We start from the raw sequence: 13,602 nt of genomic DNA, 5'->3' as shown, positions 1-13,602 counted from the left end.
AGGTTGCTGGGGCGAGTCCCGGTCGGGGCCCGCGGTGGTGCGAGGCTAGCGGCGGTTCAGACCGCGGCCGATGAGAATGCCGATCAGGCCGACCAGGATCAGGGCCGCCACCGGGTGCTTGTCGTGCTGCTTGGCGAGGAACGAGCGGGCGTCCTTCGCCGACTTCTCGAGGTCGTCGGCGGGCGACGTGCGACGGAGATCGTCGAGCTGGTCGGAGGCGCGATCGGCGCCCTTCTCGACCTTCTTCTTCGCGTCGTGGGCGGCGTCCGAGAGGGTGTCCTTCGCGTCGTCGACGGCGTCCGCAGCGGTGCCCTTCGCGTCGCGGGCCGAGTGCTTCGCGTCGTGCGCGGCGTCCTTCGCGGTGTCGGCGGCGTCGGAGGCGGTGTCCCGGACGGTGTCGGCGGCGTCCGACAGGGTGCTCTTGATCTTGTCGAGGGGGGATTTGTCGTTCACGGTGTTCTCCTGGTTCGGTGGGGTGGGCGGCGTCAGACGGCCTTGCGGGCCTGCTTGAGCCGGTCGGCGGCCGAGTCGGCGACCTTCTTGGCCAGCTTCTTGCGGCTCTTCGCCGCCTTCGGGTCGTTCCAGAGGCGCTCGACCTGGTGACGGAGCGTCTCCGGCTGCTTGCCCTTGACGGGGCGGTGCGAACGGGCCCCGCGGAAGTAGATGACGGCGGCGACGAGGCCGACGACGATGATCTTGGTGCGCATGGCGTTCTCCTTCGGTGGGGGCAGGATGCGTGTGCGTCCGTGCCCACTCGTGAGACGCGATCCGAAGCCCGATCGTCACGGAATCCGGCCTCTAGCGCCACTCCGGACTCGCTCCGCGGCCATTCGGCGCTGGCGGGGAGCGGTGCGGACGCGGTATCGGGCGTGATACCGGGCGCGTCGCTAGGGGCGCCGGAGGAGCGTCGCGGGCGCACCCACGGGACGCCCGCGGAGCCACGTGCGGACGTCCGCGCCGAAGAGCTGCGAGCCGTCGAACGCGCTGACCGGATTCTTGTGCGCGAGGAGACCCGCGTCGACGGTGAACGCCTCGTCGGGGCGGAAGACGACGAGGTCGGCCCGCGCACCCACCTCGATCCTGCCCCGGTCGCGGAGCCCGATGAAGTCGGCGGTCGCGCGCGACATCCAGTCGACGACGCGCTCGAGCGGGATCGAGCGGTGACGGGCGCCGGTCCAGACGGCGCGGAACGCGAGCTCGAGTCCGGAGATACCGCCCCAGGCGAGATCGAAGTCGCCGTCGCCCGCGAATTTCAGGGCGGCGGTGGAGGGGGAGTGGTCGGAGGCGACGAGGTCGATGGTGCCGTCGACGAGCGCCTCCCAGAGGAGCTCCCGGTTGCGGGCGTCGCGGATCGGCGGGCAGCACTTGTACTGCGTGGCGCCGTCGGGGATGTGCTCCTCGTCGAAGGAGAGGTAGTGCGGGCAGGTCTCGACGGTGAGGCGCAGCCCCTCGGCCTTGGCGGCGCGGATCGCGGGCAGCGCCGACGCGGACGAGAGGTGCAGGATGTGGGCGCGCGCGCCGGTCTCGCGGATCCCGTCGATCACGTGCTCGATCGCCGACTGCTCGACGGCCTCGGGCCGCGAGCGCACGAACGCGCCGTACGAGGTGCCGGAGGCCTCGGGTGCCTCGTCGAGCCGGTCGGGGTCCTCGGCGTGGACGATCAGCAGGCCGTCGAAGGCCGCGACCTCGGCGAGGGCCGCCCGGAGCTGCTCGGTCGACAGGTGCGGGAACTCGTCGACGCCGGAGGGCGAGAGGAACGCCTTGAATCCGAAGACCCCGGCGTCGTGGAGGGCGCGCAGGTGACCGAGCGACGACGGGATCGCCCCGCCCCAGAAGCCGACGTCGACGACGGACTGCGGGGCCGCCGCCGCCCGCTTGAGGTCGAGCGCCTCGACGGTCGTCGTCGGCGGGATGCTGTTGAGCGGCATGTCGATGAGCGTCGTCACGCCCCCGCGCGCCGCGGCCCGCGTGGCGGAAGCGAAGCCCTCCCAGTCGGTCCGGCCGGGCTCGTTGACGTGCACGTGCGTGTCGACGATGCCGGGGACGAGCACGCTGTCGTCGTCGAGGGTGACCTCGTCGGCGCTGTCGAGCGGTTCGTCGAAGGTGCCGAGGTGGACGACGACCCCGTCTCGCACCGCCACCGAGGCCTCCCGGAAGGCGCCGTCGATAAGGACTCGGCGGGCACGGAACACGGTGTCGAGGACTTGCTCGGGGCTCGGGGGCACACCCCGATTTTACGGGTTCCACGGCCGCGGAACACCGCGGTGGCACGAACCGTAACGCTCGCGAAACGCGGATGTGCGACGCTGGGATCATGCTCGAGATCGCCGATCGACTCCTCACAGCGCTCGACGCGGGAGTGGTCCTCGCGGTCGCCACCGCCGTGTCGATCGACGGCAGCGCGCCGCGGACCGTCGGCACCTCGATGGCCTACGACGGCGACTCCGTGATCGGCAGCATCGCCGGCGGCTGCGTCGAGGCGGCGGTCGTGGCGGTGGCCGAGGAGGTCCTCGCCGACGGGCAGCCGCAGACCGTCGAGTACGGCGTCGACGACGAGACCGCGTTCGGCGTGGGGCTCACCTGCGGTGGTCAGCTCCGCATCCGGGTCGAGCGGGTCTCCGCCGGGCATCCTGCGATCCCCGCTCTGCGCCTGGCGGCGTCCGGCCGACCCGCCGGGGTGGCCGTGGTCGTCGACGGGGTCGTGCCCGACGCGCAGGAGCCGCGGGTCGCCTCCGAACTCGCCGCCCGCGTCGCCCTCGGCGAGACCGGTCTCGCCCTGATCGACTGCGACGGCGAGCGGGTGGAGGTCTTCTTCGAGGTGCTGGCGGCGAAGCCGCACTTCGTGATCCTCGGCGCCATGGAGTTCTCGACGGCGCTCGCCGCGGCCGCGGCCGTGCTCGGCTACCGCGTGACCGTGGTCGACCCGCGCTCGCTGTTCGCCACTCCCGAGCGGTTCCCGGGGGCGGCGGTCGTCGTCGGGTGGCCGCAGCGCATCCTGCCCGCCCTCGGCCTCGACGCCCGCTCGGTCGTCGCGGTGCTGTCGCACGACGCGCGGTTCGACGCCGAGGCGATCGCCGTGGCGCTGGCCTCGCCCGCGTGCTTCGTCGGGGCGATGGGGTCGAGGCGGACGCACGATCGCCGGATGGCCTCCCTGCGGGAGCGGGGCGTGCCGGAGCCGGACCTCGCGCGGCTCCGGTCGCCCATCGGCCTCGACCTCGGGGCGTCGACGCCGGAGGAGACGGCGATCGCGATCCTCGCCGAGGTCGTCGCGGCGCGCACGGGGGCCACCGGCCGACCGCTCACCGAGACGCGCGGGGCCATCCATCGGCGACCGGCGGAGGGTGTCGCCGTGACGTCCGTGGAGGCATAGCCTCTGTACTGACCGTCACGGAAGGACGCGCCATGGTGGACATCGAGACCGTCGTCGGAGACCTGCGCGATTCTTTTCGCTCGGGGAGCAACCGCCCGGTGGCGAAGCGGCTCGAGCAGCTCGCGCGGCTCCGGGCCCTTCTGGTCGACAACGGCGCCGTCGTCGAGGCGGCTCTCGCGAAGGACCTCGGCAAGAACGCGGCCGAGTCGCAGCTGACGGAGATCGGGGTGGTCGTCGCCGAGATCGACCACACTGTGCGCCACCTGCGACGGTGGCTGCGGCCCCACGCCGTCCGGACGCCGCTGATCGTCGCCCCCGCGTCGAGCAGGGTCATCCGCGAGCCCCTCGGCGTCGTCCTCATCATCGCGCCGTGGAACTACCCGATCCAACTGACCCTCGTGCCCCTCATCGGCGCCCTGGCCGCCGGGAACACCGTCGTGCTGAAACCCAGCGAGCTGGCACCCGCGACGTCCGAGCTCCTCGCGACGCTGATCCCCGTCTACCTCGACCCGCGGGTGGTGGCCGTGGTCGAGGGGGGAGTCGACGAGACGACCCGGCTCCTGGCCGAGCGATTCGACCACATCTTCTACACGGGAAACGGGAGGGTCGGCCGGATCGTGATGAGCGCCGCCGTCGCCCACCTGACCCCCGTGACGCTGGAGCTCGGCGGGAAGTCGCCCGTCTACGTCGATTCGACGGTCGACCTGCGGGTCGCCGCCCGACGGGTGGCCTGGGGCAAGTTCATGAACGCCGGCCAGACCTGCGTGGCTCCCGACTACCTCCTCGTCGAGAGCTCCGTCCACGCGCGCTTCGTCGAGCTGCTCGGCGAGGCGGTCGAGGAGTTCTACGGCCGGGATCCCCGCGAGAGCGGCAGCTACGGCCGGATCGTCAACGACGCGCAGTTCGACCGGTTGGTCGGTCTCCTGCGCGACGAGAACGCGGCCGTCGGCGGCGGCTCGGACCGGGACGACCGCTACATCGCCCCGACGGTCCTGGTCGGAGTCACCACCGGGTCGCCCTCCATGCGGGAGGAGATCTTCGGCCCGATCCTCCCTACGATCCCGGTGTCCGGAGTGGAGGAGGCGATCCGCATCATCAACGCCGGCGACAAGCCGCTGGCCCTCTACGCCTTCACGTCGTCCAAGCGAGCACGGCAGAAGCTCCTCCGGGAGACGTCGTCGGGCGCCGTCGCGTTCGGGATTCCCTCGATGCACCTGCTCGTCGACGGTCTGCCGTTCGGCGGCGTCGGCGAGAGCGGCACGGGGGCCTACCACGGCGAACGCAGCGTCGCCGTCTTCAGCCACGAGAAGGCCGTGCTCGACAAGCCGCTGAAGCCGGACACCGCCGCCCTCGTCTATCCGCCGTTCAGCGACCGGAAGTACCGCTTGATCCGCGGCCTCCTCGCCCGACTGAGGTAGGTCGCGGTCGGCCCTGTCGTCGCACCTCGGGGCGGCTCAGGCCTGCAGCGACCGCCAGACCCGGTCGCGCGACATCGGCAGCTCGTGCTGGCGCACGCCGATCGCGTCGCGGATCGCGTTCGCGAGGGCCGGAGCCACGGGGTTGTAGGGGGCCTCGCTCATGCTCTTCGCGCCGAGCGGACCGAGCGCGTCGTGCGTCTCGGCGAAGTGGACCTCGGTCACCGGCAGGTCGGAGAACTTCGGCGTCCGATAGTTCCGGAACGCGGGCGTCGTCACCGTCCCCGCGCCGTCGAGCATGACCTCCTCGTAGAGGGCCGTGCCGATCGCCTGGGCCGTGCCGCCCTCGACCTGGCCGCGCAGCTGCTCCGGGTTCAGCACCGTGCCCGCATCGGCCGCCTGGACGGACCGCAGGATCCGCACCTCGCCCGTGGCCGTGTCGACCGCGACGCGGAACCCGTGCACGTTGAACGCCACGGAGCGCGGTGTCCCGTCGTGGCTGCCGTCCGCCACGAGCGGTCCGCCGCTGAGCAGCTCCGCGGGGGTGACGAGGCGCTCCTCGCCCCAGGGCCCGGCCGGCACGAGGACACCGCCCGGCACCGCCTCGCCCACGGCCACCGCCGTCGAGGTCGGGACCGCAGGATCCTGCGCCACGTCGCCGACACCGGTCACGATCGCGCTCGCCCGGGCCACCATCGCGGCGCGCAGTTTCAGCGAGGCCGCGTGCAGCGCCTTCCCCGCGACGACGACGCCGGCGGAGCCGAAGGCGCCCGTGTCGTAGCGGGCGACGTCGGTGTCGGACTGGTGGATGATCACCCGGTCGGGCGTCGTCCCGAGAGCGGTGGCGACGAGCTGCCCGTGCACGGTGGTGGTGCCGTTGCCGAACTCGGCCGTGCCGACCCCGATGGCGTAGTCGCCCGACGGGAGCAGCTCGACCGTCGTGTCGGCGAAGTGGCCGCGCGGCGGCATGGTCGCGATCATGGCCATGGCCATGCCGGTGCCCACCCGCCAGGTGGGGCCGGTCGGAGCGACCGGGTCGCCGAGGGGTCCGGCCGTCGACGCCGGCGCGGGAGAGGCGAGGGCCTCTTCGACGAGGTCGAGGCACTGGTCGAGGCCGTAGCTGCCGTAGAGGAGGTCGCTCTCCTCGTCGGGATCGACGACGGTCATGTGGTCGCCGGGGCGGACGACGTTGCGCCGCCGGAGCTCGAACGGGTCGATACCGAGCTTGCGGGCGAGCTCGTCCAGGGCGGACTCGACGGCGAAGATCACCTGGCCGAGGCCGTAGCCGCGGAACGCGCCCGACGGCGGATTGTTCGTGTACACCGACTCCGCGTCCACGCGCTTGTTCGGCGCCCGGTAGACCGAGACCGACTCGTGCACGCTGTGGAACATGACGCCGATCCCGTGGTTGCCGTAGGCGCCGGTGTCCATCAGCTCGTCCACAGCGAGGGCGGTGAGCGTCCCGTCGGCGTCCGCGCCGACCCGCACGCCGACGCGCATGGGGTGGCGAACCGGCGCGATCGTGAACTCGTCGTCGCGGGTGAACTCGTACTGCACGGGGGAGCCCGTCGCGAGGACGGCCATGGTCACCAGGTCTTCGGTCAGGAGCTCCTGCTTGCCGCCGAAGCCGCCGCCGACCCGCGCCGCGACCACGCGCACGCGGTCCGTCTCCAGGCCGAAGATGTGGCAGATCTCGTCGCGGACGAGGAAGGGCACCTGCGTCGAGGTCCGGAGGACGAGCCGCCCGGCGTCGTCGAGCCAGCCGCGGGCGGCGTGCGTCTCGAGGGCCGCGTGCGTGACGCGCTGGGTCTGCCAGACGCCCTCGACGGTCGCGGCGCTCGTCGCGAGTGCGGCGTCGACGTCTCCGGTCTCGCCGTGCATCTGGGCGACGACGTTGCGGTGCGGCTCGGAGATGCGGGACTCCTGCCCCTTCTCGCCGTGCACGAGGGGTGCGCCGGGCTCGCGGGCGAGGGCCGGGTCGAAGACGGCGGGGAGCACCTCGTACTCGACCCGGATCAGGGCGAGCGCGTTCTCCGCGATGCGCACCGAGTCCGCCACGACGGCGGCGACCCGCTGGCCCCGGAACCGCAGAACCGGGTCGAGGACGAGCGTGTCGTCCGGGTCGTCGTCGCGGCTCTCGTGCCGCCCGGTCGAGAACAGCGTCGTCGGAGAGTCGCGGTGCGTGAACACGACGCGCACGCCGTCGAGGGCCTCGGCCTCCGCGGTGTCGATCGCCGTGATGCGCGCGTGCGCATGGGGGCTCTTGAGCACGGCGAGGTGCAGCAGCTTCGTGGGCGTCGTGAAGTCGAGCGTGTACTCCTCGCGCCCGGTCGCCACCCGCATCGCGGCGGGCGCCCCGACCGAGCGGCCGGCGGCCTCTCCGGCGGCAGGAGTCACGGTGTTCGTCACCCCGCAGATCGCGTCGCGCACCGACCGGTACCCGGTGCACCGGCAGAGGTTCCCCTTGAGCAGGCGTGGCAGGTCGTCGACGTCGTCGGCCGTGAACGTCGACGCCGTCACGATCATGCCCGCGGTGCAGAAGCCGCACTGCATCCCCGCAGCGTCGACGAAGGCCTGCTGGAGCGGGTGCGGGTGCTCCGGGGTCCCGAGCCCCGAGACGGTCGTGACGCTGCGGCCCTCCAGGCGGTGCGCCGGGTAGATGCACGAGTGCACGGGCTCGCCGTCCACGAGGACCGAGCACGCACCGCAGTCGCCCGCGTCGCAGCCCTTCTTCACCTCGAAGTGGGCGTTCTCCCGGAGGACCGTCCGCAGCACCTGACCGGGCAGCACCTCGGTCTCGAGCGGCTCGCCGTTCACGTCGAATCTCATGCCAGCTCGCTCCTGATCTCCTCGGCGAAGAGGCTCGTCATCGCGCGGCGCCAGTCGGGGGCGCCGTGCGGGTCGTCGTACCAGTCGTCGACGCGGTCGACGGCGTCGCGCAGAGCACCCGCGGTGGGCGCCTCGTCGAAGCGCAACTGCACCGGGCGCGGCGTCGCGGCCGTGATCGTCAGGACGCGCTCGCCGCTCGGGTCGACGCGACCGAGGACGAGGGCGCCGGAGCGGCCCAGGTTCGACAGCGAGATGCGCCGGAACGCGACGCGGGAGGTGAGGCTCGTCAGCGGGATCTCGAAGGACCGGATCACCTCGGCCGGGGCGAGAGCCGTGGTGCGGACGCCGGTGACGAGGTCGGCCACGGGCATCCTGCGCTCGGAATCGCCGGGGCCCCAGAGGACGGCCACGGCGTCGAGGCTGGTCAGGAGCGACGTCATCGCGCCGGCGGGGAGGGCGGTGGCGACGTTGCCCCCGACGGTGGCGACGTTCCAGATCTTGAACGAGGCGAGGAGGGAGTCGGCGCACTGGCGGAGGAGCGCGTGGGCGGGCCAGGAGTCGTCGCGCGGGATGCGTGTCAGGTCGCGGATCGTGCACGTCGCGGCGACCACGAGGTGCGTCTCGGTGCGCGTGACGGGCTCCCAGCCGAGCGCGGTCAGGTCGACGAGGCCGGTCAGGCCGGGCTGGGGCTCCGAGAACAGCCAGGTGCCGCCGCCGAGGGGCTGCTCGCCCGGGGCGAAGGCGATGTCGCTGCGGAGGCGCGGGGTGCGGATCTCGCGCACGGTGATGAGGTCCATATGACTGCCGAGTCAACCTCATCCGTGTTACGGGGGTGTTGCCCCACGCCCCGGGTCGCTCGATGTCGTGCGTTCGGTGCGTGCTGCGCCCGCCCCGCCCCCGCCCACGCCCGCCGCCCGGCGAGACTCCACAACACGCCGATCATGTTCGCGGAAAGGCGCCAAACGGGGAGTCTCGCCGGACACCGGTGCACCACGGGACGCCGGCTCAGTGCTCCTGCGCCGCCCGGCTCGCCTCCAGCAGCCCGGTCAGCTCGTCGCGGATCCGCTCCAGCTGCTCCAGCGGCACCCCCAGTCGTGACACGACCTGCTCCGGCACCTCGAGCGCACGCGCGCGCAGTGCGACCCCGGCGTCCGTGAGGGCGATGTCGAGGGTGCGCTCGTCGTCGGCATTGCGGCTCCTGCTGATCAGGCCGGAGGTCTCCAGTCGCTTCAGCAGCGGGCTGAGCGTGGCCGAGTCGACGAGCAGCGCGTCGGCGACGTCGCGCACCCGCAGCGGGCTCCGTTCCCAGAGGGCGAGCATCACGAGGTACTGCGGATGCGTCAGGCCGAGCGGCTCGAGGATCGGCCGGTACAGCCCGATGACGCTGCGGCTCGTCGCCGCGAGGGCGAAGCAGACCTGACGGTCGAGGGCGAGGGGGTCTTCCATGGGATCATTTTAGCGAGTACCCTAAGTATTTGTGCGCAAAGAAAAGACGCGTCGTCCGCCGGCGCAGACCCCCTTCGACGGCGTCCCCGGTTTCTGGGGCCGCCTCAACCGCTTCATGTACCCGATCGCCGGGCCGGCCTCCATCGGTGCCGGCCACCCCGAGGAGCCCTACCGGGCGCCCGTCGATCCCGTCTGCCCGATCTGCGGCGCCCCGATGGCCGAGCACGTGATCCGCCGCGGCACCGGCAACCGCTCGACGGCGCTCGAGTGCCCCGCCGTCAGAGCGTGACCACGAACTTCTGCGCCGACGCGCCCTCCCGCAGCCGATCGAGCGCCGCGGGGATCGCCTCGAGGCCGGTGCCGACGACGGTGGCGGCAGGAGCCGCCCGGTAGCGTCCGTCCGCGAGCGCGGCGGGCAGGAAGCCGTTCCAGATCGCGCCGCCCAGGTCGGTGTCCTTCGGGCTTCCGCCCCAGATCGCGGAGACGTGGAGCCCCCGACGCCGAGCGAGTGCACCCCGGATCGTCGTGTCGGGCGTGGGGTGCGCCGAGGCGATGCGGCCCGAGCCCGAGACTCCTGCGGCCCTGTTCACGGCGATGGCCTGCCGGAGCGTGCCGGCCGCGACCGCGATCGTCCCCGCGAGCGATCGTTCGCGCAGGATGCGGGCCAGCTGCTCCACCACGTCGCCGTCGTGATAATCGACGACCGTGTCGGCGCCGAGGCCGCGGAGGAGGCCGCCGTTGCGGGCCGACGCGGTGGCGACGACGGCGTAGCCGGCGTTGCGCGCGAGCTGGACGGCGTTCATCCCGACGCTCGTCGCGCCGCCGAGGACGAGCAGCGTCTCGTTCCGGTCGGTCGGCGTCGCGCTCGGGAGGGCGAGGGCGAGCTGGTCGGGTTCGAAGAGTCCGGCGGCGGCGGTCGTCAGGGCGAGGGGGAGGACCGAGGCCTCCTCGAACGACATGCTCGGCGGGATCGGAGCGGTCAGGGAGGCGAGGACCGTCACCCGCGTGCGAAACGCCCCCTCCGACGGGGCGTTGCGGCTGCGCTCGACCCCGACCGCGTAGGCGACCACGCGGTCGCCGAGCGCGACGGACGAGACGCCGGAGCCGACGGCGACGACCTCGCCCGCGACGTCCGAGCCGAGGACGGCCGGGTAGCGCAGCCAGGGCAGAGCCACCCGGCGCAGCAGGCCTCCCATGGCGTCGATCGGATTCACCGCGACGGCGCGCGCCGCCACGACGATCTCGCCCGGGCCGGGAGCGGGGGTGTCGGCGTCGCCGAGGTGGAGTCGGCCGCCGGGGGTGCGGAGCCAGAGGGCTCGATCTGTCACGGGTTCGTCTTCCGGTCGTGTGGTCATGGAGGGGAGGGGGTTCTCGGGGGCGGAGTTCTCGAAGGCTGCGGTCGGCATCACCGCACCTGCCCGTCGAGGGAGTCGGCGAACGGCCGGTCGCTCCGGCCGAGGAGTGCGCGCAGCGGTCCGGGGTCGCCGATCATGTCCGCGTCGGCGCCCTCGCCGGCGATGCCCGCGATCGCGCCCCGGGGGATCCTGCCGACGCGTTCTACGATCGGGGCAAGCAGCCGGATGAGGGAGGCCGGCACGATGAGGGTGGCCCCCGGGCGGCGGTCCAGCCGGCGGGCCACGACCGCGGTCATCTCCCGCATCGTGAGGACGTCGTCGGACCCGAGGTCGAACGCGTGGCCCGCGGCTCCGGGGTGGTCGAGCAGGTCGACGAGGTCCTCTGCGACGTCGTCGACGGCGACGGTCCGGAACCGCTGACCGGGTCGCCCCAGCGCGAGGGCGAAGCGCTTCGTCGCCGCGCGCGTGACGATGCCGAAGCCGTCGCCGCCGCGACCGACGACCATCCCCGGTCGGAGCACGGTCGCGTCGAGTCCGCTGGAGAAGAGAGCCTGCTCCGTGGCCGCGCGACCCCGGAGCCAGGAGCTCGGCGCCGCGGCGTCGACCCCGATCGACGTGACGTAGATCACCCGGCGGACGCCGACCCGCCCACACGCCGCGATGACGTTCCGGATGCCCTCGGCCTCGACGTCCATGAAGTCGCCGCCGCCCCCGCGGGACGTCTGCCGCGAGATGGTGTGCACGCACACGACGACGGCCCGGACGCCCTCGGCGGCCGCGGTGACGGCGGCCGGATCGAGCATGTCGCCCGGGACCACCGAGACGCGCGCCGAGACGAGGTCGGCGGCCTTCACGGGCGTGCGCGCCAGACACCGGACCGCCTCGCCGCGACTCTCCAGGGCCGCCACGATCCGGCGCCCCACGAATCCGGTCGCTCCGATCACCAGAACGGGTCGGTCGTCGCTCGCCATGTCTTCTCCTCGGTCGGGTAGCTCTATGACACTCAGTGTCGTCATCCTGACCGATGACACTCCGTGCTGTCAACGAGTTGATGACACTTCGTGCTGTCGCGTAGGTTGACGGGATGACGAGATGGGCACCCGGATCCGCGGGTCGACTGCGCGAGGCGGCCCTCGACCTGTTCCTCGAGCAGGGCTTCGGCGCGACGACCGTGCCGCAGATCGCCGAGCGGGCCGGGCTCACGACGCGCACGTTCTTCCGGCACTACACCGACAAGCGCGAGGTCCTCTTCGTCGAGGAGCAGGACCTCCCGGCGATCGTCGCGGAGGTCGTGGACGGCGCGGATCCTGCCCTCTCGCCCCTCGCCGTCATCCGCCGGGGGCTCGGCACGGTGGTCCTGCCCCGGCTGGAGTCGTACCGGCCCGACTTCCTGGCGCGCCGACGCATCGTCCGGTCCGACGAGGGTCTCCGCGAGCGCGAGCTCCGCAAGGCGGCGATCATGCACGAGGCGGCCGCTTCGGCGTTCCTGCGGCGCGGTCTGTCGGAGCTCGACGCCGACGTCGCCGGACGCCTGGCCGTCAGCGTCTTCGACGCGACCCTGGAGCGCTGGCTCGCCGACGAGGAGGCCACCGCGCCTCTCGTCGCGATCCTCGACGACGTGGTGGCGGCGTTCGCCCGCGTCGGCGGAAGGGGGTGAGACTGGCAGGATGCGCGTCCTCCTCGCCCCGCTCCGCCGCCGTCGCGTCTGGGTCACGTTCGTCGTGATCGCCGTCGCCGGCTCTCTCCTCGTCCTTCTGCGACACGGCAGCGGGGTACGGACGATCAGCGGCCTCTTCGTGGTGCTCGGCCTGGCGACCCTCGCAGGTGGTTTCGTCGCTTATACCTCGAACCTCGAACCCGACCACCGCCCCGCGGCTCTGGAGGGACTCGACCAGGCGCGGAGGAAGGGCATCCGGCGCGCCGTCGTCTCGGGGGACCTGTCGGTTCTCGACGCCTCGGACCGGATCGTCGCCGCGGACTTCGCGGATGCCTACGTCGCCTCGGTGCCGCGGGCCATGAGCCCGCTCCTGCTCATCATGGCGGGCGGTCTCCTGCAGGGGATCGCGCAGCTGGTGCGGTGGGACGGGAGCTGGATCGACTGGGCTTTCGCGGCGGAGATCGCCGTCGTGGTCGGAGCGCTCGCCTTCGGAGTGCCGCGTCAGGTCCGCTGGCTCGCGAACGCGCGGCGCGTCGCCGCGCGTGGCGTCGGCCCGACCGCCTCGTGAGGGCGGCACCCACGGCGACCACCGCTGTCGGACCCCCTCGGTAGAGTCCGACCCATGGAGAGACAGAGCAGCGACCACCCCGCCGTCACGACCGAGAACGCCCTCGTCCTCGCGGGCGGCGGTGTCGCCGGCATCGCGTGGGAGACCGGGTTCCTGCGCGGGCTGAGCGACGAGTCCCCGGGTCTGGTCGAGCGGCTTCTGGGGCTCGAGACCACCCTCATCGGCACGTCCGCGGGCTCGACCGTCGCCGCCCAGCTCGCCACCGGCATCCCCGTGGCCGACCTGTTCGAGCGGCAGGTCGCCGAGGAGTCGGCGGAGCTCGCCGCCACGATCGACCTGCAGCTCCTCGGCGGCATCATGGCCGACGCGGTCACCGGTGCGTCGTCGCCGGAGGAGGCCAGGAGGCGCCTGGGCGTGGTCGCCCGCGAGGCCGAGACCCCCGCGCCCGCCGTCCGCCGCGCCGTGATCGAGGCGCGGCTCCCCCGCCGGGAGTGGCCGGAGCGACCGCTCCTCGTCCCCGCCGTCGATGCCGTCACCGGCGAGTTCGTCGTCTTCGACCGCTCGTCGGGCGCCGACCTCGTCGATGCCGTCGCCGCGAGCTGCGCCGTGCCGGGGGTGTGGCCCCCCGTCGCGATCGGCGACCGCCTCTTCATGGACGGCGGCACCCGCACCGTCGCCAACGCCGACCTCGCCGCCGGTGCCCGCCGCGTGCTGGTCCTCGTCCCCTCCGCGGAGGTGTCGCCGCTCGGCAGGGCCGTGCCCGACGAGCAGCTCGAGGCTCTCGCCCCCGCCCGGGTCCGGGTCGTCTGGGCCGACGACGCCTCGCAGGAGGCGCTGGGAGCCAACCCCCTCGATCCTGCGACCCGCGTCCCCGCGGCCCGCGCCGGCCGCGAGCAGGGCCGCCGCCTCGCCGCGGAGCTCGACGCGTTCTGGAGCTGAGACGCTCGTGGCCGGACAGCCGT

Annotated in this window: 14 protein-coding genes; 6 read left to right on the top strand and 8 right to left on the bottom strand. The window is 73.0% G+C overall.

What is annotated here, in order from left to right; all coding sequences use genetic code 11:
• Positions 1 to 45 precede the first annotated feature (45 nt).
• From AS850_RS15285 to allB, 3 genes are all read right to left on the bottom strand, one after another.
• Entirely contained in the window at positions 46 to 453 is a 408-nt protein-coding gene (locus tag AS850_RS15285) for a hypothetical protein (RefSeq protein WP_119869896.1), read from the bottom strand.
• Between the two features lie 32 nt (positions 454 to 485).
• Positions 486 to 707, bottom strand: a complete 222-nt coding sequence (locus AS850_RS15280) for a hypothetical protein (RefSeq protein WP_119869895.1) — start codon at positions 705 to 707, stop codon at positions 486 to 488.
• Between the two features lie 180 nt (positions 708 to 887).
• Positions 888 to 2,225, bottom strand: a complete 1,338-nt coding sequence (gene allB, locus AS850_RS15275) for an allantoinase AllB (RefSeq protein ID WP_119869894.1) — start codon at positions 2,223 to 2,225, stop codon at positions 888 to 890.
• 89 nt (positions 2,226 to 2,314) lie between these two features.
• On the opposite strand from allB, the gene AS850_RS15270 reads away from it, so the two are divergent.
• Both AS850_RS15270 and AS850_RS15265 read left to right on the top strand, forming a co-directional pair.
• Complete coding sequence (locus AS850_RS15270; RefSeq protein WP_119870369.1) at positions 2,315 to 3,370, top strand: XdhC family protein; 1,056 nt, start codon at positions 2,315 to 2,317, stop codon at positions 3,368 to 3,370.
• 32 nt (positions 3,371 to 3,402) lie between these two features.
• Positions 3,403 to 4,788: an aldehyde dehydrogenase family protein gene (locus AS850_RS15265; protein ID WP_119869893.1), complete on the top strand. Its 1,386-nt coding sequence runs from the start codon at positions 3,403 to 3,405 to the stop codon at positions 4,786 to 4,788.
• A gap of 36 nt (positions 4,789 to 4,824) precedes the next feature.
• On the opposite strand, the gene AS850_RS15260 is transcribed toward AS850_RS15265, so the two are convergent.
• From AS850_RS15260 to AS850_RS15250, 3 genes are all read right to left on the bottom strand, one after another.
• Complete coding sequence (locus tag AS850_RS15260; protein WP_119869892.1) at positions 4,825 to 7,614, bottom strand: molybdopterin-dependent oxidoreductase; 2,790 nt, start codon at positions 7,612 to 7,614, stop codon at positions 4,825 to 4,827.
• Positions 7,611 to 8,411, bottom strand: a complete 801-nt coding sequence (locus AS850_RS15255) for an FAD binding domain-containing protein (RefSeq protein ID WP_119869891.1) — start codon at positions 8,409 to 8,411, stop codon at positions 7,611 to 7,613. Before AS850_RS15255 ends, AS850_RS15260 begins: the two co-directional genes overlap by 4 nt.
• 208 nt (positions 8,412 to 8,619) lie before the next feature.
• Complete coding sequence (locus AS850_RS15250; protein ID WP_119869890.1) at positions 8,620 to 9,060, bottom strand: MarR family winged helix-turn-helix transcriptional regulator; 441 nt, start codon at positions 9,058 to 9,060, stop codon at positions 8,620 to 8,622.
• 31 nt (positions 9,061 to 9,091) lie between these two features.
• On the opposite strand from AS850_RS15250, the gene AS850_RS15245 reads away from it, so the two are divergent.
• Complete coding sequence (locus AS850_RS15245; protein WP_119869889.1) at positions 9,092 to 9,349, top strand: hypothetical protein; 258 nt, start codon at positions 9,092 to 9,094, stop codon at positions 9,347 to 9,349.
• Here AS850_RS15245 and AS850_RS15240 read toward each other — a convergent pair.
• Positions 9,339 to 10,388: a zinc-binding alcohol dehydrogenase family protein gene (locus tag AS850_RS15240; protein ID WP_164088484.1), complete on the bottom strand. Its 1,050-nt coding sequence runs from the start codon at positions 10,386 to 10,388 to the stop codon at positions 9,339 to 9,341. The genes AS850_RS15245 and AS850_RS15240 overlap by 11 nt on opposite strands.
• 77 nt (positions 10,389 to 10,465) lie before the next feature.
• Positions 10,466 to 11,386, bottom strand: a complete 921-nt coding sequence (locus AS850_RS15235; protein WP_164088483.1) for an SDR family oxidoreductase — start codon at positions 11,384 to 11,386, stop codon at positions 10,466 to 10,468.
• Positions 11,387 to 11,499: 113 nt separating this feature from the next.
• On the opposite strand from AS850_RS15235, the gene AS850_RS15230 reads away from it, so the two are divergent.
• Genes AS850_RS15230 through AS850_RS15220 form a run of 3 tightly spaced genes read left to right on the top strand, consistent with a single transcriptional unit; the run spans position 11,500 to position 13,579 of the window.
• Positions 11,500 to 12,072, top strand: a complete 573-nt coding sequence (locus tag AS850_RS15230; protein WP_119869886.1) for a TetR/AcrR family transcriptional regulator — start codon at positions 11,500 to 11,502, stop codon at positions 12,070 to 12,072.
• A 10-nt stretch (positions 12,073 to 12,082) separates the two neighbouring features.
• A complete protein-coding gene (locus tag AS850_RS15225; RefSeq protein WP_119869885.1) occupies positions 12,083 to 12,640 on the top strand; it encodes a hypothetical protein in 558 nt (185 codons plus the stop codon).
• A 54-nt stretch (positions 12,641 to 12,694) separates the two neighbouring features.
• Positions 12,695 to 13,579, top strand: coding sequence for a patatin-like phospholipase family protein (locus AS850_RS15220; RefSeq protein WP_119869884.1), 885 nt, complete (start codon positions 12,695 to 12,697; stop codon positions 13,577 to 13,579).
• Positions 13,580 to 13,602 lie beyond the last annotated feature (23 nt).

Origin of the sequence: Frondihabitans sp. 762G35 (assembly GCF_002074055.1) — a bacterium.
Lineage (GTDB): Bacteria > Actinomycetota > Actinomycetes > Actinomycetales > Microbacteriaceae > Frondihabitans.
This window is presented reverse-complemented; position numbering and strand designations above follow the sequence as displayed.

Bases quoted from the DNA above. Each gene is read 5' to 3' on its own strand.
- AS850_RS15225 (WP_119869885.1), top strand. From the start codon at position 12,083: ATGCGCGTCCTCCTCGCCCCGCTCCGCCGCCGTCGCGTCTGGGTCACG.
- AS850_RS15255 (WP_119869891.1), bottom strand. From the start codon at position 8,411: ATGGACCTCATCACCGTGCGCGAGATCCGCACCCCGCGCCTCCGCAGC.
- AS850_RS15270 (WP_119870369.1), top strand. From the start codon at position 2,315: ATGCTCGAGATCGCCGATCGACTCCTCACAGCGCTCGACGCGGGAGTG.
- AS850_RS15280 (WP_119869895.1), bottom strand. From the start codon at position 707: ATGCGCACCAAGATCATCGTCGTCGGCCTCGTCGCCGCCGTCATCTAC.
- AS850_RS15250 (WP_119869890.1), bottom strand. From the start codon at position 9,060: ATGGAAGACCCCCTCGCCCTCGACCGTCAGGTCTGCTTCGCCCTCGCG.
- AS850_RS15235 (WP_164088483.1), bottom strand. From the start codon at position 11,386: ATGGCGAGCGACGACCGACCCGTTCTGGTGATCGGAGCGACCGGATTC.
- AS850_RS15220 (WP_119869884.1), top strand. From the start codon at position 12,695: ATGGAGAGACAGAGCAGCGACCACCCCGCCGTCACGACCGAGAACGCC.
- AS850_RS15265 (WP_119869893.1), top strand. From the start codon at position 3,403: ATGGTGGACATCGAGACCGTCGTCGGAGACCTGCGCGATTCTTTTCGC.
- AS850_RS15230 (WP_119869886.1), top strand. From the start codon at position 11,500: ATGACGAGATGGGCACCCGGATCCGCGGGTCGACTGCGCGAGGCGGCC.
- AS850_RS15260 (WP_119869892.1), bottom strand. From the start codon at position 7,614: ATGAGATTCGACGTGAACGGCGAGCCGCTCGAGACCGAGGTGCTGCCC.